The 24,102-nt window shown below is 50.3% G+C and carries 20 protein-coding genes; 9 read left to right on the plus strand and 11 right to left on the minus strand.

Annotated elements, in window-relative coordinates:
* Positions 1 to 894, plus strand: an 894-nt coding sequence (locus tag ACN0TT_RS19110; RefSeq protein ID WP_417763719.1) for an integron integrase, incomplete at its 5' end; no start/stop codon positions are given.
* 101 nt (positions 895 to 995) lie between these two features.
* Here ACN0TT_RS19110 and ACN0TT_RS19115 read toward each other — a convergent pair.
* A complete protein-coding gene (locus ACN0TT_RS19115; protein WP_417763720.1) occupies positions 996 to 3,029 on the minus strand; it encodes a DNA topoisomerase III in 2,034 nt (677 codons plus the stop codon).
* 295 nt (positions 3,030 to 3,324) lie between these two features.
* Between ACN0TT_RS19115 and ACN0TT_RS19120 the strand changes: the two genes are divergently transcribed.
* Complete coding sequence (locus tag ACN0TT_RS19120) at positions 3,325 to 4,692, plus strand: cellulase family glycosylhydrolase (RefSeq protein WP_417763721.1); 1,368 nt, start codon at positions 3,325 to 3,327, stop codon at positions 4,690 to 4,692.
* A 68-nt stretch (positions 4,693 to 4,760) separates the two neighbouring features.
* Here the strand turns inward: ACN0TT_RS19120 and fadJ are convergent, their stop codons facing one another.
* Together fadJ and fadI are read right to left on the minus strand one after the other, a co-directional pair.
* Positions 4,761 to 6,911 (minus strand): fatty acid oxidation complex subunit alpha FadJ, encoded by a 2,151-nt coding sequence (gene fadJ, locus ACN0TT_RS19125; protein ID WP_417763722.1) that lies wholly within the window; start codon positions 6,909 to 6,911, stop codon positions 4,761 to 4,763.
* Position 6,912: 1 nt separating this feature from the next.
* Positions 6,913 to 8,223 carry an acetyl-CoA C-acyltransferase FadI gene (fadI, locus tag ACN0TT_RS19130; protein ID WP_417763723.1) on the minus strand — a complete coding sequence of 437 codons (1,311 nt, stop codon included), beginning with the start codon at positions 8,221 to 8,223 and terminating at the stop codon, positions 6,913 to 6,915.
* Positions 8,224 to 8,819: 596 nt separating this feature from the next.
* On the opposite strand from fadI, the gene ACN0TT_RS19135 reads away from it, so the two are divergent.
* From ACN0TT_RS19135 to ACN0TT_RS19160, 6 genes are read left to right on the plus strand one after another with little or no spacing between them, the layout of a single operon-like run.
* The gene (locus ACN0TT_RS19135) at positions 8,820 to 9,776 is read left to right on the plus strand and encodes an AAA family ATPase (protein ID WP_417763724.1); all 957 of its coding nucleotides are present in this window, start codon (positions 8,820 to 8,822) and stop codon (positions 9,774 to 9,776) included.
* A complete protein-coding gene (locus ACN0TT_RS19140) occupies positions 9,776 to 10,711 on the plus strand; it encodes a DUF58 domain-containing protein (RefSeq protein WP_417763725.1) in 936 nt (311 codons plus the stop codon). Before ACN0TT_RS19135 ends, ACN0TT_RS19140 begins: the two co-directional genes overlap by 1 nt.
* Positions 10,712 to 10,713: 2 nt before the next feature.
* Positions 10,714 to 11,283 carry a DUF4381 domain-containing protein gene (locus tag ACN0TT_RS19145; RefSeq protein WP_417763726.1) on the plus strand — a complete coding sequence of 190 codons (570 nt, stop codon included), beginning with the start codon at positions 10,714 to 10,716 and terminating at the stop codon, positions 11,281 to 11,283.
* The gene (locus tag ACN0TT_RS19150) at positions 11,277 to 12,266 is read left to right on the plus strand and encodes a vWA domain-containing protein (protein WP_417763727.1); all 990 of its coding nucleotides are present in this window, start codon (positions 11,277 to 11,279) and stop codon (positions 12,264 to 12,266) included. The genes ACN0TT_RS19145 and ACN0TT_RS19150 overlap by 7 nt, the downstream gene beginning before the upstream one ends.
* Complete coding sequence (locus ACN0TT_RS19155; RefSeq protein WP_417763728.1) at positions 12,263 to 14,362, plus strand: VWA domain-containing protein; 2,100 nt, start codon at positions 12,263 to 12,265, stop codon at positions 14,360 to 14,362. The genes ACN0TT_RS19150 and ACN0TT_RS19155 overlap by 4 nt, the downstream gene beginning before the upstream one ends.
* Positions 14,363 to 14,391: 29 nt before the next feature.
* The gene (locus ACN0TT_RS19160; protein ID WP_417763738.1) at positions 14,392 to 15,984 is read left to right on the plus strand and encodes a BatD family protein; all 1,593 of its coding nucleotides are present in this window, start codon (positions 14,392 to 14,394) and stop codon (positions 15,982 to 15,984) included.
* A gap of 100 nt (positions 15,985 to 16,084) precedes the next feature.
* Here ACN0TT_RS19160 and ACN0TT_RS19165 read toward each other — a convergent pair whose 3' ends face one another.
* From ACN0TT_RS19165 to ACN0TT_RS19180, 4 genes are all read right to left on the minus strand, one after another.
* Positions 16,085 to 16,375: a hypothetical protein gene (locus ACN0TT_RS19165; RefSeq protein WP_417763729.1), complete on the minus strand. Its 291-nt coding sequence runs from the start codon at positions 16,373 to 16,375 to the stop codon at positions 16,085 to 16,087.
* 59 nt (positions 16,376 to 16,434) lie between these two features.
* A complete protein-coding gene (locus tag ACN0TT_RS19170; protein ID WP_417763730.1) occupies positions 16,435 to 16,752 on the minus strand; it encodes a hypothetical protein in 318 nt (105 codons plus the stop codon).
* A gap of 79 nt (positions 16,753 to 16,831) precedes the next feature.
* Positions 16,832 to 17,512, minus strand: coding sequence for a hypothetical protein (locus ACN0TT_RS19175; protein WP_417763731.1), 681 nt, complete (start codon positions 17,510 to 17,512; stop codon positions 16,832 to 16,834).
* Between the two features lie 11 nt (positions 17,513 to 17,523).
* Positions 17,524 to 17,688, minus strand: coding sequence for a hypothetical protein (locus ACN0TT_RS19180; protein WP_417763732.1), 165 nt, complete (start codon positions 17,686 to 17,688; stop codon positions 17,524 to 17,526).
* A gap of 545 nt (positions 17,689 to 18,233) precedes the next feature.
* Here ACN0TT_RS19180 and ACN0TT_RS19185 point away from each other — a divergent pair.
* Positions 18,234 to 20,081 (plus strand): DUF885 domain-containing protein, encoded by a 1,848-nt coding sequence (locus tag ACN0TT_RS19185; protein WP_417763733.1) that lies wholly within the window; start codon positions 18,234 to 18,236, stop codon positions 20,079 to 20,081.
* Positions 20,082 to 20,615: 534 nt separating this feature from the next.
* On the opposite strand, the gene ACN0TT_RS19190 is transcribed toward ACN0TT_RS19185, so the two are convergent.
* The 4 genes from ACN0TT_RS19190 to ACN0TT_RS19205 form a co-directional block, all read right to left on the minus strand.
* Entirely contained in the window at positions 20,616 to 21,287 is a 672-nt protein-coding gene (locus ACN0TT_RS19190; protein ID WP_417763734.1) for a substrate-binding periplasmic protein, read from the minus strand.
* An 872-nt stretch (positions 21,288 to 22,159) separates the two neighbouring features.
* Positions 22,160 to 22,753: a hypothetical protein gene (locus ACN0TT_RS19195; RefSeq protein ID WP_417763735.1), complete on the minus strand. Its 594-nt coding sequence runs from the start codon at positions 22,751 to 22,753 to the stop codon at positions 22,160 to 22,162.
* 384 nt (positions 22,754 to 23,137) lie between these two features.
* Positions 23,138 to 23,707, minus strand: coding sequence for a DUF2441 domain-containing protein (locus tag ACN0TT_RS19200; protein ID WP_417763736.1), 570 nt, complete (start codon positions 23,705 to 23,707; stop codon positions 23,138 to 23,140).
* 81 nt (positions 23,708 to 23,788) lie between these two features.
* Positions 23,789 to 24,025: a hypothetical protein gene (locus ACN0TT_RS19205; RefSeq protein ID WP_417763737.1), complete on the minus strand. Its 237-nt coding sequence runs from the start codon at positions 24,023 to 24,025 to the stop codon at positions 23,789 to 23,791.
* Between the last annotated feature and the right edge of the window lie 77 nt (positions 24,026 to 24,102).

Raw genomic sequence — 24,102 nt, forward strand, 5'->3', positions numbered from 1 at the left:
GTACCTATACTGTATGCAAATACAGTGTTTGAGGCGCTTATGGCATCACCATTTTTACAAGCTTTTGCAGAGCATATGCGTGTGCGGCGTTATGCCAAACGTACGATTCAAACCTATCAATACTGGGTGGCAAATTACATTCGTTTTCACGGTCGGCAGCATCCACAGCATTTGCATAATGCTGAGGTAGAACAGTTTCTCTCCTATTTAGCGAATCATCGACAAATGGCGGTGAAATCACAGGCGACAGCGATGAATGCCTTGGTCTATTTATACCGTGATTTTTTGTTGCGGCCACTGTCACTTGAGTTAAATTTTGTTAGGAGTCAACATCAGTCGAAATTACCGGTGGTACTCACCAGTAGTGAAGTGGCTACGTTGTTGAGTCGAGTCCCTAAACAACATTTATTGTGTGTATCACTGTTGTATGGCAGCGGTTTACGCTTGATGGAAGCGCTGCGATTACGAGTGAAAGATATTGATCTCGATTATTGCTGTATCCGCGTGTGGAATGGAAAAGGGGGCAAACACCGAACGGTGACGATGCCGAAGAATGTGATGCCATTATTGCAGACTCAGATCCAAAAAGTGCGTGACTACTTGGCCGAGGATCAACAAAACCCGGCATGGGGTGGTGTATGGATGCCCGATAGGTTACAGCAAAAGTATCAACAACAGAGTCGATCGTTGACTTGGCAGTTTCTGTTCCCTTCGGCAGTGCTGAGTACCGATCCTGATGCTGGAGTGATACGCCGACATCATATTCAAGAAAAGCAGATCCAACGAGTTGTGAGGTTGACGGCAAAAGCGGTTGGCATCGAAAAACATGTTACGCCGCATACATTACGACATTCATTTGCGACCCATTTGTTAGAAAGCGGAGCAAAAATATGAGGACAGGCATCATTTTCAGTTGTTTATTGCCTCCGCTTTTTTGAGCTGTTGGGTGATAAATAGGCGTTCTTGTCAGCAATCAACACAAACGCTTGTGAGCTTTAGCTCGATTTCGCCGTGGTTTTGCGGCGGGTGCTGCCGCCTTTAGCCGCTTTGGAAGCACTGGCAGATTGACTGCGGCTACTGCTGCCCGATGCCGTTTTGCGTGGACTACTGCTGCGCCGACGCTTAGCAAACGCTGGTTTAGCGGCTTTAACACCCGCCAATGCCGTAGGCAGTTGCTGGCAGGCTTCATGTACTAATTGCTCAATGGTTTGCAGCAATGGCGCCATAAAGCTGTCGTATTTTATTTCACGCTGACAGATGGCCTCTAAGCGGTTTTCCCACTGGGCGGTCATATCTGGCAAGGTAGCCGACAACGGTAAACTGTGGATTAGCCCTTTACCTGCATCTGTAGCCAAAATCGTTTTGCCCTGTCGCTGCAAAAAACCGCGCTTAAATAGCAGTTCAATAATCCCCGCTCTGGTCGCCTCAGTGCCTAAACCGTCAGTCTCTTTCAATATTTTACGAATATCGCTGTCGCTAACGTAGCGGCTAATGCCAGTCATTGCCGCCAGTAAGGTGGCATCGGTAAAATGTTTGGGTGGCTGAGTGATTTTTTCTACCACTTCACCACGGTCACACCACAGCGCTTGGCCAACGGTCAACTTAGGCAAACTGCCGCTACTGTCTTCATCGTCATTATCACTTTCTTCGCTGCGGTTGCTGCGAAACAGTTGTTTCCAACCTGCTTGCTGTTCACGCTTGCTGCTGGCATTAAAAATGCCTCCGGCAATCTCCACACTAACGCGGGTATCCCAATACAGATAATGCGGGTAAAACTGCGCTAGATACTGCCGCGCCACTTGCAAATACACTTGCCGTTCACGGTGGGACAGCGCGTTGAGGTTAGCCACTTTTTCGGTGGGTATAATGGCGTGGTGCGCATCCACTTTACTGTCATCCCACGCTTTAGATTTGAGCTTAGCATCTGGTGCATCAACGCCTTGTAGCAACTCAGCAGCCCCTTGGCTGATGGCCTTAAGCACGTTCGCTGCATCGCTAAATTGCGCCTTGGGCAGATGTCGGCTGTCGGAACGCGGATAAGTCAACAGCTTGTGTTTCTCATACAACGATTGCGCAGTATCTAACACCTCTTTGGCACTCATGCCGAAGCGCTTGTTGCAATCAATCTGCAACGCCGACAAGTTGTACGGTAACGGCGGCGCTTGGCGCTTTTGTTTTTCCTCCACACTCAACACGTTGGCGGGTTGATTGCTAATGCGTCCCGCCACGTTTTCTGCCAAGCCTTTGGCAAGTACCCGCCCCTCGTCATCTTGCCACTTGGCACAGGCTTCGCTCGGTTGCCATTTGGCGGTAAACGCTGAGTTGTCTGGCGCATGCGGATCATGCAGATGAGCTAACACTTCGTAAAAAGGTTTAGCTTGAAAGGCGGCAATCTCTTCATCACGGCGCACCACTAGCCCCAATACTGGCGTTTGTACCCGTCCAACCGATAACAAGCCCTGATAGCCGACCTTACGCCCTTGCAGGGTAAAAGCGCGCGTCATATTCATGCCATAAAGCCAATCGGCGCGACTTCGTGCCAACGCCGAGGTGGACAACGGAATAAACTCACGATTGCTGCGCAGTTGCTTGAGGGCTTTGGTCACAGCACTCGGGTTTAAGTCGTTAATCAGCAATCGTTGCGCGCTGGCGAGTTTACTTTGGCTGACTTTGAAGTACGACAGCACTTCATCCACCAGCAGTTGCCCTTCGCGGTCTGGGTCACCCGCATGCACCAGTTGCTGCGCTTTTCCAACCAGTTTTTTAAGCACCGTCAGTTGGCTACGGGTATTGGCTTTCGGTTTGAGTTGCCACTGTTCGGGCACGATTGGCAGGTGTTCCAGCTTCCACGATTTATATTGCGCGTCATAAGCATCCGGCTCCGCTTGCTCCAGCAGATGACCGACACACCAAGAGACACAATCGCCATTGGCGGCCTCAAGGTAGCCGTCATGTTTTTTCAGCGGTTTTGGCAACACATCGGCGATGGCGCGGCCAAGACTGGGCTTTTCGGCAATATAAAGGATCATAACGCTTAATTACTGTATAGAATTACAGTGAATTTAACGCACGACTTAGCAAAGTGCAAATAGTTAACCACGACAACGGCTTTACCAAGGTGGCGTTAGCGCTTCTACCGCTAGCGTCGCAGGAATGCTGCTTCAAAATGTTTTAAATCCGTTAAATAATTGCTAACCATAACCGTAAGATGACCTAGCTTGCTTGCCTTGCTATCAAGATTTCGTGCCGAATCGCTATACTCCAGCAGTGCCTGTCATGAGGCTGAGCACAACCAAATGGAACTTGATCTGAGGTGAATGAACTATGACTGTAAGAATTCGACACGCTATAATTGCTGCCACACTAGTGAGTGCTGGCATCTCCTCTTCCGCTTACGCCGATGTGCCGCCGCTCACCGTGGGAAATGGCCAGATCCTTAGCGGCGGTGAGCTGAAAAGCTTTGCTGGTAATAGCTTCTTTTGGAGTAACACCGGCTGGGGCCAAGAGAAGATGTATAACGCCGATGTGGTGTCTTGGCTAAAACAGGATTGGCACAGCAGCATGGTGCGTGTCGCGCTGGGCGCCGATGAAGGTGGCTCATACTTGGACGATCCCGCCGGTAATCTCGCCCGCATTCGTACGGTAGTTGATGCGGCGATTGCCAACGATATGTACGTGATTATCGATTTTCACTCACACCACGCGCAAGATAAAAAAGCCACGGCGATTCAGTTTTTCACCCAGATGGCCGAGCTATACGGCGACCACAACAACGTGATTTATGAGATTTATAACGAGCCGCTGCAAGTGAGTTGGTCTAGCGTGATCAAGCCCTATGCGGTGGACGTAATCAATGCGATTCGCGCGATCGATCCCGATAACTTGATTGTGGTCGGCACGCCAACTTGGTCACAAGATGTGGATGTGGCGTCGCAAGATCCCATTGCGGGCAGCAACATCGCCTACGCGCTGCATTTCTATGCCGGCAGCCACGGCCAGTTTTTACGCGATAAAGCGCTAACCGCGATGAACAACGGCATCGCCTTGATGGTGACCGAATGGGGCGCGGTAAATGCCGATGGTAACGGCAATGTTGCCAGTGCCAGTGTCAACGAATGGATGAACTTTTTAGCCGCCAATAACCTTAGTCACGTTAACTGGGCGGTGAGCGATAAAGCCGAAGGCGCATCGATCATCCATCCTGGCGCCAATCCGAATGGCAATTGGTCGGCCAGCGATTTGACCGCATCCGGCACCTTTGTGAAGGACATTATTAGCAACTGGGGCAGCAGCATTGATGTGCCCGATGATGGTGATGACTCAGACAATGATGATACCGGCGGAGGTAATGGCGGCGGTGGCGATGACGGTAATGACGGTGGGACCAATCCCCCCACTGCCGGATTGGCGCTGTGCCAATATCAAGTTAGCAACCGTTGGCAAGGTGGCTTTCAAGCCACGATAAAAATTACCAACGTGTCGAGCCAGCCAATTAACGGTTGGCAAGTGCATTGGAGCTATAGTGACGGCTCACAAATCACCAGTTTATGGAACGCGGTGTTGACGCAGCACTACTCAGCCAGCAACCTTGATTGGAATGCCACTATCGCGCCGAATCAAACCGTTGAATTTGGTTTTATTGGTACTGGCAATGGCGCCAACAGCAACCTTAGCGGCAGCATCTGCCAGTAAGCAAGTCGATAAAGCAACACCATGAAAAAGGCGCCAATGACGGCGCCTTTACTGTTTAATGTGAGCCGTTAGCGATAAAACTTACGCTGCTCGCTCGCCATCAACTCCAACATTGGCGCAGGTGCAAACCGATCGCCGTAGTGTTGTTGGTAGCCTTTCAAAATGGTCACTAAGTTGGCTGCGCCCAGGCTGTCGATATAACGGAACGGGCCCCCTAAGAACGGCGGGAAACCAATCCCAAAAATCGCCCCGATATCACCGTCACGCGCCGAGCTGATAATACCCTCTTCCAAACAACGCACGGCTTCGTTCAGCATTTGCACCACGCAACGTTCAGCCAGATTGCCGTATTCGCTGCTGGTACCCGGTGTAATGCCCAACACTTTGTAAACCGAGCTATCAACTTGCTTCTGCGGCTTACGTTGCAGACGATCCAGCAACTTAGGTTTGCTGTAAAGGTAGAAACCACGGCCGTTTTTGCGACCTTTACGATCATCCCCCAACAAGCGGTCAAACGCTGCGGGCGCCTTAAAGCGCGCACCGAGTTCTTGCTCCAAAATTGGGGCAATCTTAGCGCCGACATCAATGCCCACTTCATCCAGCAAAGTGATTGGCCCAACAGGGAAACCAAACTTCACTAAACTGCGATCCAGTGATTCAATATCGTTGCCTTCGAGCAGTAGTTGCGCCGCCTCATTCATATACAACGCCAGAATACGGTTCACGTAAAAACCTGCGCCGTCACGCACCACAATCGGCGTTTTGCCTTGTTTGCGAGCAAATGCGACGGTGGTAGCGATGGTTTCTGGTGAGGTTTTCTCGTGGGCGATCACCTCCACCAGCGGCATTTTCTCTACTGGCGAGAAATAATGCAGGCCAATCACGTTTTCAGGGCGGCTGGCCGCTTTGGCAATTTGGCCGATCGGCAATGAGGAGGTGTTAGATGCAAACACGGTATGCTCACTGCATTCTCGCTCAATATCTTGCACCATTTGGTGTTTTAGATTGAGATCTTCAAACACCGCTTCGACCACGATATCAGCGTCTTTCACACCAACATAATCAACAGTGGAGCTCATGAGCGACATCAGTTGATCGCGCTGGGTGGCGGTCATGTGGCGCCGTTGCACACCTTTACTCAGCAGCTTATAAGCGTAGGACAAGGCATTCGACAAGCCCTGCTGGCTGATGTCTTTAACGCGCACGGGGATCTTCGCTTTAGACACAGTCACCGAGGCAATACCGCCGCCCATCAAACCACCGCCGAGCACCACGGCTTTATTCAGCGCTCGCGGTTTAGCATCGGCAGCGCCGCTTTCCTTCTTCATTTCGGTGGTGGCAAAGAAGATGGAGCGCAACGCCGCGGATTCTGGCGTCATGACCAATTCGCCAAAGTAGCGTGATTCGGTCGCGAGACCGGCCGCCATGCCTTCATCGGCGCCGATGCGCACTGTTTCAATAATTCGCAGTGGCGCAGGATAGTTGCCCTTGGTTTTACGCTCGACGTGTTTCAACGCTTGGTCGAACAGGATATTACGCCCGACATGACTGGTTTCTAACGCCAGCTCCTGCATATTGCGCTTACGCGGTTTACGGCTTTTGCCCGCTTGCACCAGTTTAATGGCGGCTTCCAGCAAAATAGTGCTGGGGACAACGTCATCAACCAAGCCCAGTTTTAACGCCTGTTTGGGACGTAACTGTTTGCCAGTGAGCATCATATCCAATGCTTTTGCGATACCAATCAGCTTCGGCAAACGTTGCGTACCACCACTGCCTGGTAACAAACCGAGTTGCACTTCTGGCAGGCCCAATTGCGTTTTGGCGCCATCACTACACACACGCTTATGACACGCCAGCGCCAGCTCTAAACCACCGCCCAAGCAGGCACCATGAATTGCCGCCACCACAGGCATTGGCAGGTTTTCCAGTTCGGCAAATACCTTATGCCCCGCGGCCGACAGCTCACTGGCTTTCTCACTGGTATCACAGGCATCGAGCATGGAGATATCAGCACCGGCGACGAATGAGTCTTTCTTGCCGGAGATAACCACCAAACCTTTGATGCTGTTGTCGTTGCGAATTTCTGCCAGCAACTCGGTCATCTGTGGCACGAACTCGGCTTTGAGCGTGTTCATGCTCTCACCGGGCACATCCATGGTGAGCAGTGCAATGCCATCTTCGCGGCGGGTTAAGCTAAAGGTGTTATTTGAGGTCGTCATATTACTCCACCTCCAAAATCATCGCCGTGCCCAGACCACCCGCAGCACAAGCGGTGGTCAATGCGGTACCGCCACCACGGCGTTTCAATTCGTGACATACTTGGGTGATCAAGCGCGTGCCCGTGGCGGCAAACGGGTGGCCGTACGCCAGCGAACCGCCGAGCACGTTGAATTTATCCATATCGATTTCGCCAATGGCGCGTGATTGCCCCAACTGCTCTGCTGCAAATTTCTTCGAGGCAAACATCTTGATGTTGGCTAAGGTCTGCGCCGCAAACGCTTCGTGCATTTCGATCAAGTCCAGATCTTCCAGCTGCATGCCAGCACGTTTGAGTGCCAATGGCGTGGCGTAAGAGGGCCCCATCAGCATGTCTTGCCATACATCAATGGCGGTAAATGCATAACTTTTGATGTAACCAATCGGCTGATAACCGAGCGCTTTGGCTTTGCCTTCGCTCATCATCAACACCGCCGACGCCCCATCGGTTAACGGCGTGCTGGTGGCGGCGGTCACTGACCCATGTTTGCGGTCAAACACCGGCTTTAATTTGGCGTAGGATTCCAGCGTCGAGTTGTCACGAATGTTGTTATCGCGCTCAATAAACCCTTTGTACGGCGGCACATGCGCCACCATCACTTCTTGTTTGAGCTTGCCTTCGCTCCAGCTTTGGCTAGCAAGCGTGTGTGAGCGATGGGCCAAGGCATCTTGATCGGCTCGGCTAATGTGGTGCGTTTTCGCCATCTGCTCAGCGGTTTGTCCCATTGAGAGACCAGTAGAATATTCCGCAACCGCTGGCGGCGCAGGCAACAGGTCTTTCGGGCGAATGCTGCTAATGATTTTCAGACGTTGTGACAAGCTGCGCGCCTTGCTGAGATCTAATAGGGCAATGGCCAGCTTTTTACTGACACCCACCGGCAGCAATGAGGATGAATCCGCGCCGCCTGCAATACCAATATCGATATTGCCGCACATGATGGCTTCGGCCACGTTAACAGTGGATTGGAAACTGGTCGCACAGGCGCGCGTCACGCTGTAGGCATCGGTGCTCACTTGCATGCCCGTACCTAACACGATTTCGCGAGCGATATTCGGCGCGGCCGGCATCTGCACTACTTGACCATAGACCAGTTGCTCAATCATGGCGGGGTTGAGTTCGCAACGTTGTAGAAGTTCTGCCACCACCATTTTGCCTAAATCTAAGGCTGACATGCCGTGGTAGGCGGTCGCTTGGCGGGCAAACGGCGTGCGTAAACCCGCCACAATGGCAATACGTTCACCGCGCGCGTTGGTTACCTGTTGTTTGTCACTCATTCGTTGTCCTTCTCCACTGAGTGTTCCCGGTTTGAGGAACAAGTGAATCTATGCGATGCATCGATGGCCGCCAACTCGCCTATAACAGGTCTGACCATCAAACTGTGAGCTGATTCTAGCTTTTTATTGATAGGTTTTAAACAGTCGTTTAGATTTTTTCGTGCGCAATTAGTCGACAGTTAGCATAAGTTGATGAAATTAAAAATCACTTAAGCTGTCGAACGCTACAATAGCTGCCCGCAACGGCGCGCGAACTCGATGGCGATATTGACGTAGCAAGTTTGCTTGAGTTCCCTTAGACATCTGCGCGTCAGTGCAATAAGGTACAGACTCAGGTGACCGGATTGCGGCAGCAACAGCGGGCGTATTTACCCCTAGCCCCCAATAAAAACAGCAAATTTGCCAACAGGCTGCTTGCGTTATGCGGAGTTAAACATGCACATAAAGTGGCATGCACCACTGTGTTAGCACAGCGTAACAACCTGAAAAAAGTTTAACTTTTAATTTAAAGTGTTTTGTACTTCAATCGGCTAACGCAAGGCACAGTAACATGATTTCGAGCTATGATGCTCGACCAATGCAAGAGAATAATTCATATGCCACTCAGCAGTTTTCACGCGCTTAGACGCTATCTCGACAAAGTTATTTTGGGGCAACCCACGCTCACCGAAAACCTGTTAATAGCCCTGATTGCCGATGGTCACTTATTGGTTGAAGGCCCCCCAGGTTTAGCAAAAACCCGCGCCGTAAAAGCCCTGTGTGATGGCGTTGAAGGCGACTTCCACCGCATTCAATTTACCCCAGACTTGCTCCCAGCCGATTTGACTGGTACCGATATTTACCGCGCACAAACGGGCACCTTTGAGTTTGAAGCTGGCCCGATATTCCACAACCTGATTCTGGCGGACGAGATCAACCGTGCGCCAGCTAAAGTACAATCGGCGTTGTTAGAGGCGATGGCAGAAGGCCAAGTCACGGTAGGTAAACACTCTTATAAGTTACCCGACCTGTTTTTAGTGATGGCCACGCAAAACCCGTTGGAAAACGAAGGTACCTATCCGCTGCCAGAAGCTCAGCTTGACCGTTTCTTGATGCACTTGAACTTAGATTATCCATCGCCAGAAACGGAGTTGGAGATCATGCGTCTATCGCGCACTGAAGCGAAGACCAACCAGATCGAACGCATCACCCCGATTGCACAAGCGGAAGTATTCTCTGCCCGCAAACAGGCGCTGGAGATCTACCTCGCTGAACCGCTAGAGCGCTACATTGTTGACATCATCAGCGCCACCCGCCAGCCACAGCGCTTTAGCGATAAGCTGGCGAAGTGGTTGGAATACGGCGTCAGCCCACGTGCCACGCAATCTATTGAACGTTGTGCCCGTGCGCGCGCTTGGTTGAAAGAACGTGATTTTGTCGCACCGGAAGATATTCAAGCCGTCGTGCCTAACGTGCTGCGTCACCGTTTGCTGTTGAGCTATCAAGCACAAGCCGAAGGCATCAGCCGCGATGAAGTGATCAATCATATTCTGAGTCAGGTGGCCGTGCCCTAATGAATGCAGCAATCAATGAACTACTGCCGCAGTTTGCCGATGGGGTTCATCTGACCGAAGCCGAATTGTTAGCCTGCCGCGGTCTTGCGCGCGCCCTGCCCGACCGTAAAGCGCGGGCACGGGCTGCCATGTCAGGGCATCGCAGCAGCTTAATCAAAGGCCGCGGGATGGAGTTTGCCGAAGTGCGCCATTACCAGCAAGGCGATGACATTCGTACCATCGACTGGCGAGTCACGGCACGCACAGGTAAGGCACACACCAAGCTGTTTGTCGAAGAACGCGAGCGCCCGGTGCTGTTGTTAGTGGATTTAAAACACAGCTTGTACTTTGGCTCCACTTTGCTGCTGCAAGCAGTGCAAGCAGCGCACTTGGCCGCCACCTTAGGCTGGAATGCGATTCAACAAGGTGACCGCCTCGGGGCTTTGATTGTGTCGGATAAACAGCAGCGCGAACTCAAACCCCGCGCCCGTGACAACGGCATCTTGGCGCTGATATCCGCCCTTACCAACGTGCATAACGCCCAGTTGGACAATCCCAACAGCCAACTACCCGAGCAACTAATGGCGCACAGCTGCCGCCAACTGGCGCGTATTGCTAAGCCCGGCTCGCTGGTGTGGCTCATCACCGATGGCCTTGGCTTTAATGATGATTGCCTGCAAGCGTTATCGACCATCAAACGCCACAGCGACATTGCGGCATTTGTGGTGTCAGATCCGTTACGTACTGGCGAGTTAGCACTGCCGAAGCGGTTTGCCTTGCCAGTCAAAGATAACGGCCAATCGATGATATTAGATCGCCACAGTTACGATGCATGGCGTGAGCGCCAACAGCAGCAGATGCAACAGTTTGAACTGATGATGCAATCGTTAAGCGCGACCGTACGCCGCATTGATGCGGGTATTAACCTTAATCAACAACTGAATTTATTACGATGAGTATGAGTTCTCCCTCTGCCAACCCAGCCTTGAGTGGCATGCAAGATATTCAGCTGCCTGCCGACATCGGCTGGTGGCCGTTAGCGCCCGGCTGGTGGGCGCTAATCGTCGTTGGCCTGTTATTACTGCTGATCGCTATTGTGTGGTCAATTCGCGCAGTACGCCGTCGCCGTAAACAGGCGGCTGCCGCTAAATCGGCGCTGCAGATGCTGCAACAACTGGACAGCCAAGATCCGCAACTCGCGGTACAGATCAGCGCCCTGCTCAAACGCACGGCCATCAGTTATGGCGACCGCAAGCAAGTGGCCGCATTGACTGATGACGCTTGGTATCACTATTTAGACGCGGTGTTGCCCGCCGCTGAACGCGGACAATTTGCCAACTTACTGGCGAACCGTTATCGCCGTCCCAGCAGTGAAGTCGATGGCAGCCAATTAATCGCGTTAAGCCACCGTTGGCTAAAACATGCACCAGCGTATTATCAACAGCCTGCCAGCCTGCGTGCAGCGCAAGCCCGTGATAGCGCCCAGTCATCAGCAACCGCTACGTCAGCTAAGGAGGCCACATGTTGAGCTTAGCTTGGCCTTGGCTACTGATTTTGTTGCCGCTGCCGCTGATTATTCGCCGTAAGCCCAAAAAGATGGCTGGCGGACAACTGCATCTGCCCGGCGTGGCGGGATACGCCAACAACCAACATCTGGCTAAAAGTGATAAACGTCCATGGTTGTTGTGGCTGCTGTGGTGTTTAGCTGTGGTCGCCATTGCTCGCCCACAATGGCTGGGCGAACCAATTGAACTGCCAACCAAAGGCCGCGACTTAATGGTGGCCGTGGACTTGTCTGGCAGTATGCAGATTGAAGATATGGTGCTGGACAACAAAACGGTAGATCGGTTTACCGTCATCCAAAAAGTGGTTAGCGACTTTATTGAGCGCCGTGCAGGTGACCGCCTTGGCTTAATCCTGTTTGGTGACTCGGCCTACTTACAAGCGCCACTGACGCAAGACCGCCGCTCAGTAGCGCAATACCTGAAAGAAGCGCAAATTGGCTTAGTGGGTAAGCAAACCGCCATTGGCGATGCTATCGCCCTTGGGGTGAAACGCTTTGACCGCATGGAGCAAAGCAACCGCGTATTGATTTTGCTGACCGATGGTTCTAACAATACCGGCCGTATCTCGCCCGATCAGGCCAGTAAAATTGCCGCCAAGCGCAACGTCACCATTTATACCATCGGCATAGGTGCGGATGTGTTGGAACAGCGTACGCTGTTTGGCGTGCAGCGCGTCAATCCGTCAGCTGACTTAGACGAAGACCAGCTCAAACGAATTGCTGACACCACCCATGGCCGCTATTTCCGCGCCCGTAATCCGCAAGATCTGCAAGCCATCTACCAAGAGATTGATAAATTGGAACCGATTAGCCGCGATCCGCTCAGCTATCGCCCACAGTCTGAACTGTTCTATTGGCCGCTGGGCATTGCATTGTTATTGCTGATGTTACAAGGGGTTGCCAGCATGTTGTTGCCCGCCTCTGCGCGTTTCGGGAGGAGCTTATGAGTTTGCATTTTATGCGCCCTGAATGGTTTTGGGCGCTGATCCCGCTCGCCCTGCTGCTGTACTTTTTCGCCAAGAAAAATCCAGCACAGTCCAGCTGGAATCGGTTTATTGCACCGCACCTAGCCGCCAATTTGATTGATGATGGCGTGGCAGAAAAGCGCTCACATCTACCGTGGCTTGCCGCCAGTTGCGTTATAGCAATTATTGCGCTGTCTGGCCCGGCGCTGTTTCAAAAGCCGTTGCCGGTATTTGCCAGCACAGAAGGCCGCGTGGTGGTGATGGATATGTCATTGTCGATGTATGCCACCGACGTTACGCCAAACCGTTTGATGCAAAGCCGTTTCCGCGCAACCGATCTATTGAAAGGGCTGAAAGACGGTGAAACGGGGCTTATCGCCTACGCCGGTGATGCATTTGTGATTAGCCCACTGACCCGCGACAGCAATACCCTACTGAACTTATTGCCAACACTCAGCCCAGATATCATGCCGGTGCTGGGGTCAGATCTGCCTAAAGCACTGGCCAAAGCCAAAGAGCTACTAGCACAAGGGGGTCATATCAAAGGTGACATCGTATTGATCACCGATGGCGTAAACACCGACCAACTCAATGCCGCTGAATCTGAATTAGCTGGCAGCCAATATCGCCTAGATATATTAGCAATTGGCACTAGCCAAGGCGCGCCCATCAAATTGCCCAATGGGCAGTTGATGCGAGACAGCAAAAAAGAGTTAGTGGTGCCAACCACCGACTTTAATCAACTCAACAAGCTCGCCAAAGCCACTGGCGGTAGATTGTTCCCTTATAGCAACGACAGCAGTGATCTTACCAAACTACGTGACTGGTTAGCTCAAGGCGATAAAGCCGCAGGCGCTGCCGCGACTTCATTGGCGGGAGATACGTGGATTGATCTCGGCCCCTACCTAGCGCTGGTATTGTTAATTCCGCTGCTATTGGCGTTTCGGGTGGGCTTGCCGTTAATGGCCATGCTGCTGTTACCGATAAGCCTGGGTTTGATGCCTAAACCCGCCAGTGCCAGCACTTGGGATGATTTATGGCAAACTAAAAACCAGCAAGGCGCCCAAGCCTTTAAACAGGGCGATTACAGCCGTGCGGCCGAACACTTTGACAATGCCGCTTGGCAAGGCGCGGCTAAATATAAAGCCGGTGATTATCAAGGTGCGCTGGACGCCTTTGAGCATGACAAATCTGCCCAAGGTTATTACAACCAAGGCAACGCTTTGATGCAGTTGGGCAAGTACGATGAAGCGGAAAAACGCTACAATCAAGCGCTGGCGCAAGACCCGAATATGCCTGAAGCCAAGGTCAATAAAAAACTCGCTGAGCAGTTGTCAAAGCAACAACAGCAGAAGCAAGATGGTCAAAACGGCCAAGACGGCCAAGACGGCCAAGACGGCCAAGACGGCCAAGACGGTAAAGATGGCAAGGACGGTAATCAAGGCCAAGATAACAAAGACGGCCAAAGCGATAAGGGGCAAGATCAGCAACAGTCTGGTGACGATCAACAGCAACATTCGGATCAATCTCAGTCTGGCGATAAGCAACCCGGCCAAAATGGCCAGCAGAACCAGCAGAACCAGCAGAACCAGCAGAACCAAGATGGTAAAGATGGTCAGCAAGGCGAAGATAAATCATCTGCTGAGCAGCAGGACGCCAATAGCCAGCAGCAACAGCAAGCTGGAAACAACGGCGATGGCGACGATACATCGCAAGATGGCCAACCGTCTGCTGCCAATCAGGGCGATGATGCTGATAGCGACGAACAGCCGCCAGCACCACAGATGCAAGCAGAGCCGCAAGCGGGTGAGCCACAAGCTGAAGCTGATGACCAGCAGCAATCTGCCGCCAGCAGCGCACCAGACAGCAATGAGCAGACTAACTCGGACGAACAGAAAGCCGCAGCTGCGACCGTACAAGCCAAACAGGCTAACCCTGACGACCTGCCTGATGACATGCGCCGTGCACTAAAAGCCGTGGTAGATGACCCATCTGCCCTGCTGCGCAACAAAATGGAATTGGAATATCAAAAACGCCGTCAACGCGGCCAGTTACCCAAGGAACAACAACAGTGGTAAAAGTCGAACGATACCTTTTACTCTTGGCAGTGTTACTCCTGCCACTTAACGCCTTTGCTATCACGTCGCTGCAAGCGTCGGTTGATCGTAATCCCGCGATGGAGAACGAATATCTGGTACTCACCGTCACCGCCGACGATGAACTGGAAAGCAACGCACTCGATACCTCCGCCCTACTGAACGACTTTGTGGTAGGCCGCACTAGCGTTAGCCGTAGCACCCAGATTGTGAACTTTGATACGCACAAAGAAACCAACTGGCGCATATTGCTGAAAGCCAAACACCAAGGCATCGTCACCATTCCCCCGTTTGAGATCAACGGTATCAAATCAGAACCGATTGATTTAAAAGTGGTTGATGGTGCCAGCCAGCCCGCTACCGAAGACGCCAACCTGTTTATCAAAACCAGCGTTTCTAGCGATGAAGCCTATGTCGGCCAACTGATCACCTACACTATCAAACTTTATCTCGCGGTAGATTTTCAACGTGGGGTGCTATCAACACCCAAAGCTGATGGTGTGCAGTTTAAACAGATTGGTGATGACAAAGACAGCAACGAAATCGTCAATGGTCGTCGCTTCCGCGTGATTGAGCGTAACTACAGCATGGTGGTTGACACCCCAGGTAAGATTGAGATCAATGGACCGGTATTCTCTGGTGATATCTTAGTCGACGCTCCAACCCGCAATAGCATGTTCTCCTTCCAACAAAGCCGCCCAATGGATGTGCACGGCGAAACCTTGTCGGTGAACATTCTGCCGAAACCCGAAAACTACGTCGGCAATTGGTTAGTGGCAGATGTGGTGTCGTTAACCGAAGACTGGAAAGACCAACAAACCTTTGAAGTGGGTCAACCGATCACCCGCACCATGACATTGCTAGCGTCTAATGCGGACGAAACCAGCCTGCCCGATTTGCAGCTGTCATTGCCAGACAGCATGAAAAGCTATCCCGAAAAACCCCAGCGTAAAACCATGGCACGCAGTGGTCAGTCGGTAGCGCAGATGACGCAAACCGTGGCAATCGTGCCATCAAAAGCTGGCGAATTCACTCTGCCAGAAGTCAAAGTGGCGTGGTGGAATCCGCACCTTAAAAAGCAAGAGGTTGCTACTCTGCCCGCCCGCCATATCACCGTTAAAGCAGCGGCCAATGCGCCAGCACCCACCATCGACAGCGTTACCCAACAAGCTGAGACCAACAGCGGTATTTGGCCTTGGACGACGGCACTGTTTGCCCTGCTGTGGCTAGCCACTTTATTGATGTGGTGGCGTGCACGCCAGCAGCCTGATACAAGTCAACGCCAGCCAGTGCGCGCAAGCAAAGCCACACCGCAACAACCTACGCTGGACAGTGCCATTGCTGCCCAAAATAGCGGTGAAGTATTGCGTGCATTACTGCGTGAGATGTCGGCGTTAACGGGGAAAGAAGTCACCCTGAATAATCTGCCGCAAATTGCGCCTGAGTTAGCACACACCGTCAGCGAGATCCAAGCGGCCCAGTACAGCCGTCAACAGGTAGATACTGCCGCGCTGTTCCAACAGCTGAAAGTGCAACTCGCTAGCGTCAAAAGTGCCAAACAGCAGCAAGGTAAAACAAGCTCGTTAATGTCACTCAATCCGTAGTTGATGATTGGCACACTGCGCTAAATACAACAAAGCCACCTGATGTCAGGTGGCTTTTTGCTGAGCCATGCGCCCGTCAGGCATCATTCCAACACGCCGCTTAAGCCGAGGTTAACGGCGCAACATGCGTGCTTTCGTTAACCGTTTGCGCGTCGGTGCGCTCAATAATTTTGACGATGACCGTCTGAATATTTTCATCATGGCGCACATCGGTTGCCGCAGAAAAAGTTTGCAGTTGCGGCTCTGCGCCCTCTTCCGCCACAAACGAGATAACCACCTTAGTGGCTAACGCAGGCGTAGCCCCCAAATAAGCAATCGACACTAATGGGTAACCTTTAAAACCTCTACTCACCAACTTGGCAATACGTTTTTTTGCTTTATCTAGGTTCATCTAATTTAATTCCTGCTGGAACAACTAAGGTAATCGACGCGAGATAACTCACCTGCGAGCTATTTGTCGTGTAAGTCGGGCGGCCCGTACAACGCTAGCTCCCAATCCTCAAATGGCGGCGACACCACAAATGATGAGTCACAATAAGATTTTATATAATCTGTGGCTCTGCGTTGGGCATGGGTGAAATTTATCACCTTACCGTCATCATCCATGGCGAGCACATTGGCAAAAATGGCATACGCCATTTCAATTGCACTGGGTTCTTCACCATATAAATCTAAATACTGCACATCTTTTAGCATGTAGTGAGTGCCGCTTGCCATAAAATAAGCAAAGGTTCTTAGCGCACCACTAAAATCATTACTGACTTTCATTTTTACTTATCACCTATCATCCATGCCACCGCGCAGTAACTCCTTAGCCAACTACTAAGTCCAATACTCGGGGCAGCTCCTAACGTGTGGGCATTTTTTGATACGTCATATCTTCAGAGGTAGACATCAGCAAATCGTCTTCCACGGTAAATTCCAGCTGCTCGAATACCTGCTTAGTTGCCCACTTAGCATCGGCAACCCAAAATCCGACAGAGTTTTTGGCAACTTGCCGCTCAGACACGTCAAACCAGGTATAATCCGCGCTATCATTCAGCCAACGTAAACCCACCCGAGCTAATTGCTCGCCGTCTTTTTTACCTATCGCGGCCATACCATTGAGTTCAGTAGTCGCCTGATAACGTTTGTGGTTGTGAGTCTCCGCAACCACCGCAATATCGGCAACGCCGCCCACACCTTTGACCCACACCAGCACTTGCCAGAAATTACTAGGGATCTGCCGAATCTTCTTCATATCCTCATCAGAAAACGGCTCAAACTCGGGGGAACCAGACAACGCTGGTCGCTCAGGCGTTTTAATCTCTAGCACGCCATTGTTAAATGACCAAGTACCATTAGCCTTGAGATCCGCGCTACCAACAATCATGCCCCATTGAAAGGTGTGATCGGGCTTGAGCACTAACTCAGCAACTGCCTCCATCTGGTTTAGGAGACGATAGCGGCCAACAAGGCTAGCGTCATCATCGGCGAATGAGGCGGTGGAGGTCACCAGCAGTAATGCGGTCAATAGTTGTTTAATCATAATAAATACTCTTAATCATAGAGTGAGACCCGCGTTGAACGTGAGGGATAGTAACATTGAGCTGATGCAATGGCGCAGCAACTTAAGCAGCGTGATTGATATGGCAAATAGTCATCATCATCGGCTTCAAACCCGCGGCAGCCCCCAAAACTGCCCGCCAAAACCACAAGACTCATGCGGAGCTGCTGCCGCTTTACTATCTTGTCATGGGATAAATGCCATTGCGAGAACACGAGCATAACAAGCGGTGCTGTTGCTCCACTCGCTTTGTTCAATCTCAGTGCGGTTTTGCCATGCGTACCCTACGCGCGTTGGCCGCTGTTGTTCAAAAAATTCCTTAGGGGTGTTTACAACGTAAAATCCTTTTTGAGTGAGTACAGCTCATGCATCGTTGTCTCGGCCTTATGTATCAATAAGTGTCAATTGTCTAACCGCTTGCCAGTGCCGCAATTTAACAGCTTGCGATGGGATACGCCATTGCACTCGTCACCGCCACACTGAGCGATGGCATCGCAATACCGCCAACAACTAGCCTCAATAGCCGCACAGCCATCGCCAGCCGCTGATATTGCCGCCCGCTTTGTCGATTCCGTGCTTATAGCGTAAACCTAGGCGCCATTATCACCTGAGTCACAAACCAACATATTTGTTAACATTTCTATTTATACTCGGCGGTGTTGCTTCTTTAGAATCGACTTACCATTTCTAAGGAAGTCTGAACATGCCAATAACAACCAACATCAGTATTATTGCACTCGCCCTCTCTACCTTAGCGACACTGCCCGTATACGCCGCCCCCAGCGCATTAGTGGCTAATAGCAGCGCACCAATGGCTGCTGAAATGCAAAGTGAATCAGCCAAAGCAAACGCGCTGTTCGACACAATCTTTATGGAAAACGTAATGGCTAGCCCAGTGTCACAGACCTACATGGGCATTAAGCAGGATTACGGTAAGTGGGATGATATTGGCGATAGCGCCGATGCTGAAAAGCTCGCCCGCGATAAAAAACATCTCGCACAAGTTAACCAACTCGACGCCAGTAAACTGGATAAACAAACGCAACTCAGCTTGCGCTTAATCAAGCAAAGTCTGAACGATGGCATCAGCGACTACAAATGGCGCTACCACAACTATCCGGTAAATCAGATGTTCGGCGGCCATTCTATGATTGCTTCGTTTCTGATTAACCAACATCAAATCACCAACATCAGTGATGCCGAGGCCTATATTAGCCGCTTGAATGGCGTACCAAAGCGCTTACAACAGTTACAGCAATCGCTTGAAGTCAGAGCCGACAAAGGCATCATTGCCCCTAAATTTGTGTTTGCTTATGTCATTTCCGATAGCCAGAACATCATCACCGGCGCACCATTCAACGACGGTGAAGACAGCACGCTATTAGCCGATTTCAGTAAAAAAGTCGCCGCACTCAACATTGATAACGACCAGAAAGCTGCGTTGCTGACCCAAGCCAAAGAAGCACTCGTGTCTCAGGTTGAACCCGCCTATAAAAAACTGATCGCTTATATCACCACTCTCGAAACCAAGGCGGATACGAGGGATGGTGCGTGGAAGTTTCCCGATGGCGAAGCCTTCTACAACCGAGCCTTAGCTCGCACCACCACCACAGACATGACGGCCGACGAAATTCATGCACTCGGCTTAGCTGAAGTAGCACGCATCCACAATGAAATGCGCGCCATTATGAAAAAGGTGAAATTTGATGGCTCACTGCCGGAGTTTTTTGCCTTCATGCGCGACGACCCGCAGTTTTATTATCCCAACACTGCCGCAGGCAAAACTGAGTATCTTGCCGAAGCAACCTCAATTATCGACAACATGCGCACCCGCCTAGACGAAGTATTTAAAGTGAAACCACAGGCAGCGATTGAAGTAAAAGCGGTAGAAGCCTTTAGAGAAAAGTCCGCTGGCAAAGCCTTTTATAACCGCCCTACCCCTGATGGTTCCCGCCCCGGCACTTACTACGCCAACCTCTATGACATGCGCGCCATGCCAAAATATCAGATGGAAGCGCTCGCCTACCATGAGGGGATCCCCGGACATCATATGCAAATTGCCATCGCCCAAGAGCTCACAGGCATTCCTAAATTTAGAAAATTTGGCGGCTACACTGCTTACATTGAAGGCTGGGGCTTATATAGCGAATCCTTCCCGAAAGAGATGGGGCTGTACGATGATCCCTATTCCGACTTTGGCCGTTTAGCGATGGAACTGTGGCGCGCCTGCCGTCTGGTAGTCGATACCGGTATCCACGCACAAAAATGGACGCGCGAACAAGGGATTGCCTACTACGTGGAAAACACACCCAATGCCAAGTCGGATGCCATTAAGATGGTTGAACGACACATTGTCATGCCCTCACAAGCCACCGCTTATAAAGTGGGGATGAACAAAATCATCGAGTTAAAAAACAAGGCCAAAGCCACACTTGGCGATCAGTTTGATATTCGCGAATTCCACAATGTCGTGTTAGCCAACGGCGCACTGCCGCTGGATGTGCTGGAAGACCAAGTGAACCAGTGGATTGACGGGGTAAACAAGGCTTAAATTAGCCTTGTTGAGCTGATTATTTGGCGTTGTCTGAACCAACAAGTTGCTTTGTTGAGTTAGGCAGCGCCTTTTTGTATCGCTTATCCCATCACCTGCGGTGGTACGGCATTTAGTGGCAAACGCCCCAATTGCGCAATGCAACCCCTTCGACACCGTTCACTGAATAATTGGGATGAGTCATGCTACAAGACTGGTTCGCCAACAACCTCATAGAATATTTTCGACATTGGCCCACACCATAGGCAACAACGTATCTGCCAGATCGCCGCCAAACGGCAACAGATAGCTAAGTGGAAATCGCCGAACATATACATGAATGTTAGCGTCAAGGGTGGTGAGATAGGATACACATATCTCAGCACAACGCAGTGGGATTTAAGCCTAAATGAGGTGAACTTAACGGCCAGTTCGGCTAAGCGATGCCAGCAACAGAGCAACAAGAACGATGTTTAATAAGGCTTAGTAAGCGGTCGTTAGTGAGGGAAAATCCACATATTGTAAATAAAGTTACCTCCGAAAACTTATCTCTATTTAATTAAGTTGGTGATCATATTTTTTTAAAATCGCGGCCATAGTGCCATCTTGCTCCATCTCGGCCACGATTTTATCAAACTGCTCCACCAGCGGAATATTTTCTGGCTTGCGAGAAAATACCAGATAACTCACAGCCGTTTCACTGGGTGGTCCACTAATGGTAACGCGATCAAGTCCATTGAGCTGTTTGAGTATGTGGATACCAACCAAACGGCTACAGATAACCGTATCCATTCTGCCTGCCAACAATTTTTTAAACGTCAGTTCATAACTTACCGCCATATCTAGATGCTTAAAGGTGTTGTCTTTAACGGCGGTATCAAATCTATTGCCATAGGAGGTTTTATTAACAACCCCTATGCTGGCATTCGCCAGCGAGGCGTAATCGCCATCAAATTCGACGTTAGAGCCTTTTAAGACAAAGAACACATAATCTTGAGTAACCAAGGGGTGCTTGGGGAACAGCATTGTTTGTTCACGTTCGTCGGTCTTTTTTATGGTAAACAGACCATCAACTTGCTTATTTTCAATAAGATATAAAGATCTAGCCCAAGGGAAAAACCTATATTGAATCGGTTGATTCATCCTAGAGAATATCTCGTTGACAATATCAATGGTGAGCCCTTGCGCCGTCGCGCCAGTTTGCTGCATATAGGGGGGATACTGCATCGTAGCAAACTCTAACCGAGTTTGACTCCAGCTGAGGTTGCTATGCAGCAGGATGAACATGAATGGCAGAAGAAATCTTAAATTGCGCATGCATTTTATTAGTTGGAACTCATGAGCTAAGTCTTATCCGTAGAAGATACTTTGTCAAAAGCCATTGGGTAAATCAGCTGATTTGACCAAATTGTAATGTCATGCCAAACATACAGGGCGCATTACAGGCATAAATATACGTGCGAGAGTGGTGATACTCGCTCCACAGCAGATTGGGGGGGGGAAGTTGGCACTTCAGATGTTTAGCAACACGTTGCTTGCTAGCACTGCGTGCTAAATCACCTGCGGTGGGGAGATTATCGCTGTGCGATAGCAAACTGCGTTTGCAAAAGTCGTGGATGACATACAGGAAGTATTAATACCGCGGAGCACACGGATGTGCATGAGCGGTGATACTCGTTCAACACCAGATTGGGGTTGTTTGAAAGTTGGCACTTTCATCAGCTAATCAACAAGTTGCTTGTTAGCACTGTGTGCTAAATCGCCTGCGGTGGACGAGCTTATCGCTGCGCGATTGCAAACTGCGTTTGCCAAAGTCGTGGAACTACTCGTTCCACACCTGAGCCAAGGGGCGATGCTCGTCCCTCGCCCTTTGGAAACCCGACGACGCCCCGACGTCGCGAAACACTACGGCGCTTCTGGTTTGCCATTTTCGCAAATCGCTCTGATTCGTCATCCGTGACTCACCATCGCTTCTCGGCGTCCATGCCTCGATTGCTCAATGTCTTCCCAACGCACCTTCGTCGCGCCGTGGGGAATTTGGTGTTGCCTGAAATTACAGTGGCCTACTTAGCCAAAAATCTGGATGCGAACAGTCAGATTTAAACATTTGGTTTGGTGTCACAGACGGAGAGTTGTTGTAGGTCGTTCACGGCAAGATCTTCAAGGAATGGGAAGAAAGCTTCGTTGGTCGCGAGCTTAAGATACACACTGAGTTCGGCTTTGGTATCAACGATGGTCGTTAACGAACAAGCAGAAACAAGTTCTAGGTTCATACTGCCCGCGCCTTCGTCGTGCTCTTGGCGATAAGCACGGATTTTCGCAAGTGCCTCACGCATCTGCTTGGCATCGCTATCGGATAAACGCAGCACAGTGATTTTATCGTTGGCATTCAATTGCTGTTTCAGCGCTGGCGGCACAGGATATTGCTTATCCACCTGCACGAAAAAGCGATAGTTGAGGTTCATTTCCGGCACATCAGAGCGAAATGTCATGCTCAGCACCACATCGCCGCTACGCACGCCAATATCTTGCGGTGATGTTACCGCCACCACCAACTGCTCAGGTGCCACTTCTAGCGGATTCATCTTCGCCATTTTATACATGGTACTCAGCGGCATACTGCTGCAACCAATGAGCGCCAGCATTGGCACAAGCACCAAACCCGCCAACCATCCCTGTTTTACCTTTGTCATCGTCAATCCTTAACCTGCTGAATTACAGTGTAAATATTGACCATCTTTTGGGGAATTGGTTCGCATTAACCGATAGGAAATGTTTTTGTTACCAAGCTGCGCTTGGTGAACGAGGCGGTGCTATTAAGTTGGCACTTTCATCTGTTGAACAACAAGTTGCTTGTTAGCACTTTGTGCTAAATAACCTGCGGTGGGGACGTGCATGGATGCACTAATGGCAATATTGTGGCGGAAGCAATATAGGCACCGCATAACCCTTTGTTATCCATTTCCCCTCCAACTCAGATTGCATATAACGCCGCAATAAGCGGACTAAAACAGTGGGTTATAATGTGGAACGAAGCGAAAAGTAACCCACTGTTTTAGTTACGTTTAATTGCCTTGTTAAATTACAACTGCACCGATATTAGAAGGTAAAGGAATTACAGCTTCTGGTTTATAGTTATTTGAACGTTCTCCTGACCAATATTTTCGAGCAAATTCATATGTGCCCATAATAGATGCACCTAAATACAATAGATTTTGATCTGCAATGAAAGCATTCTCTGAAGGTACTTCAAAAATATTATGTACATTCCCATGCGCTTCTTTAAATGCCATTGCATCAGGTTTTGTACACCACCCAAACATTGATTGCATTCTAGACGGACGTTCAGGAAATTCATTTAAACGAACCTGTTCGAATATTCCTTCTAATACAGGGATATGAGGGGCAAAGTTCAAACACTGTCCGGTTTGAGTATCTGTAACGATTAAGTTATGTTCGTGTAGACATTGGGCACCAAAATTTGAAAGCCCATCTGGATATAATTGGTGTGTACGATTAATTAAATCTTCAGTGGTAATCAGGTTCTCAATAGCATATGTATGAGTTTTAGAGTAATCAGTTCGTAAATTTATAATACTCTCTGGTACTAATGTTCCTGAACGATCTACGGTAAAGTAAGTTGCCACGATAATCCTCATGTAATTTAACGCTTGCAGTTGCGGCGGGGGCGGAGCACAGCAGAGTACCCGTCCGACAACCTGCACTTGTTAGCCATTTTTTAACTGCTTTGCTAGATCATTGACGGCAGCTTGGACTACTAGCCACGAGATCCCGCATGTATCAGCATCAGGATTCATTCGGGTTGCCATCTGCTCATATGGATGAATAAGATTTCTAAACTCCCGCAGAGAATGAGAGAACTTCTTAACACCCAGGCCAAGCCATCCAACGTGATGGGCAACATCTATCATCTCGGCCAGCTTCCAGTTAGCGAAATTCTTCACCTTGATCTGATCCAGTAATAGTGGACACTTTGCTAAGCACTATTTTTTAATTCAAAGTTTTCTGGGCTCAAATAACC

It is taken from the genome of Shewanella sp. (assembly GCF_048265805.1).
Taxonomy (GTDB): domain Bacteria; phylum Pseudomonadota; class Gammaproteobacteria; order Enterobacterales; family Shewanellaceae; genus Shewanella.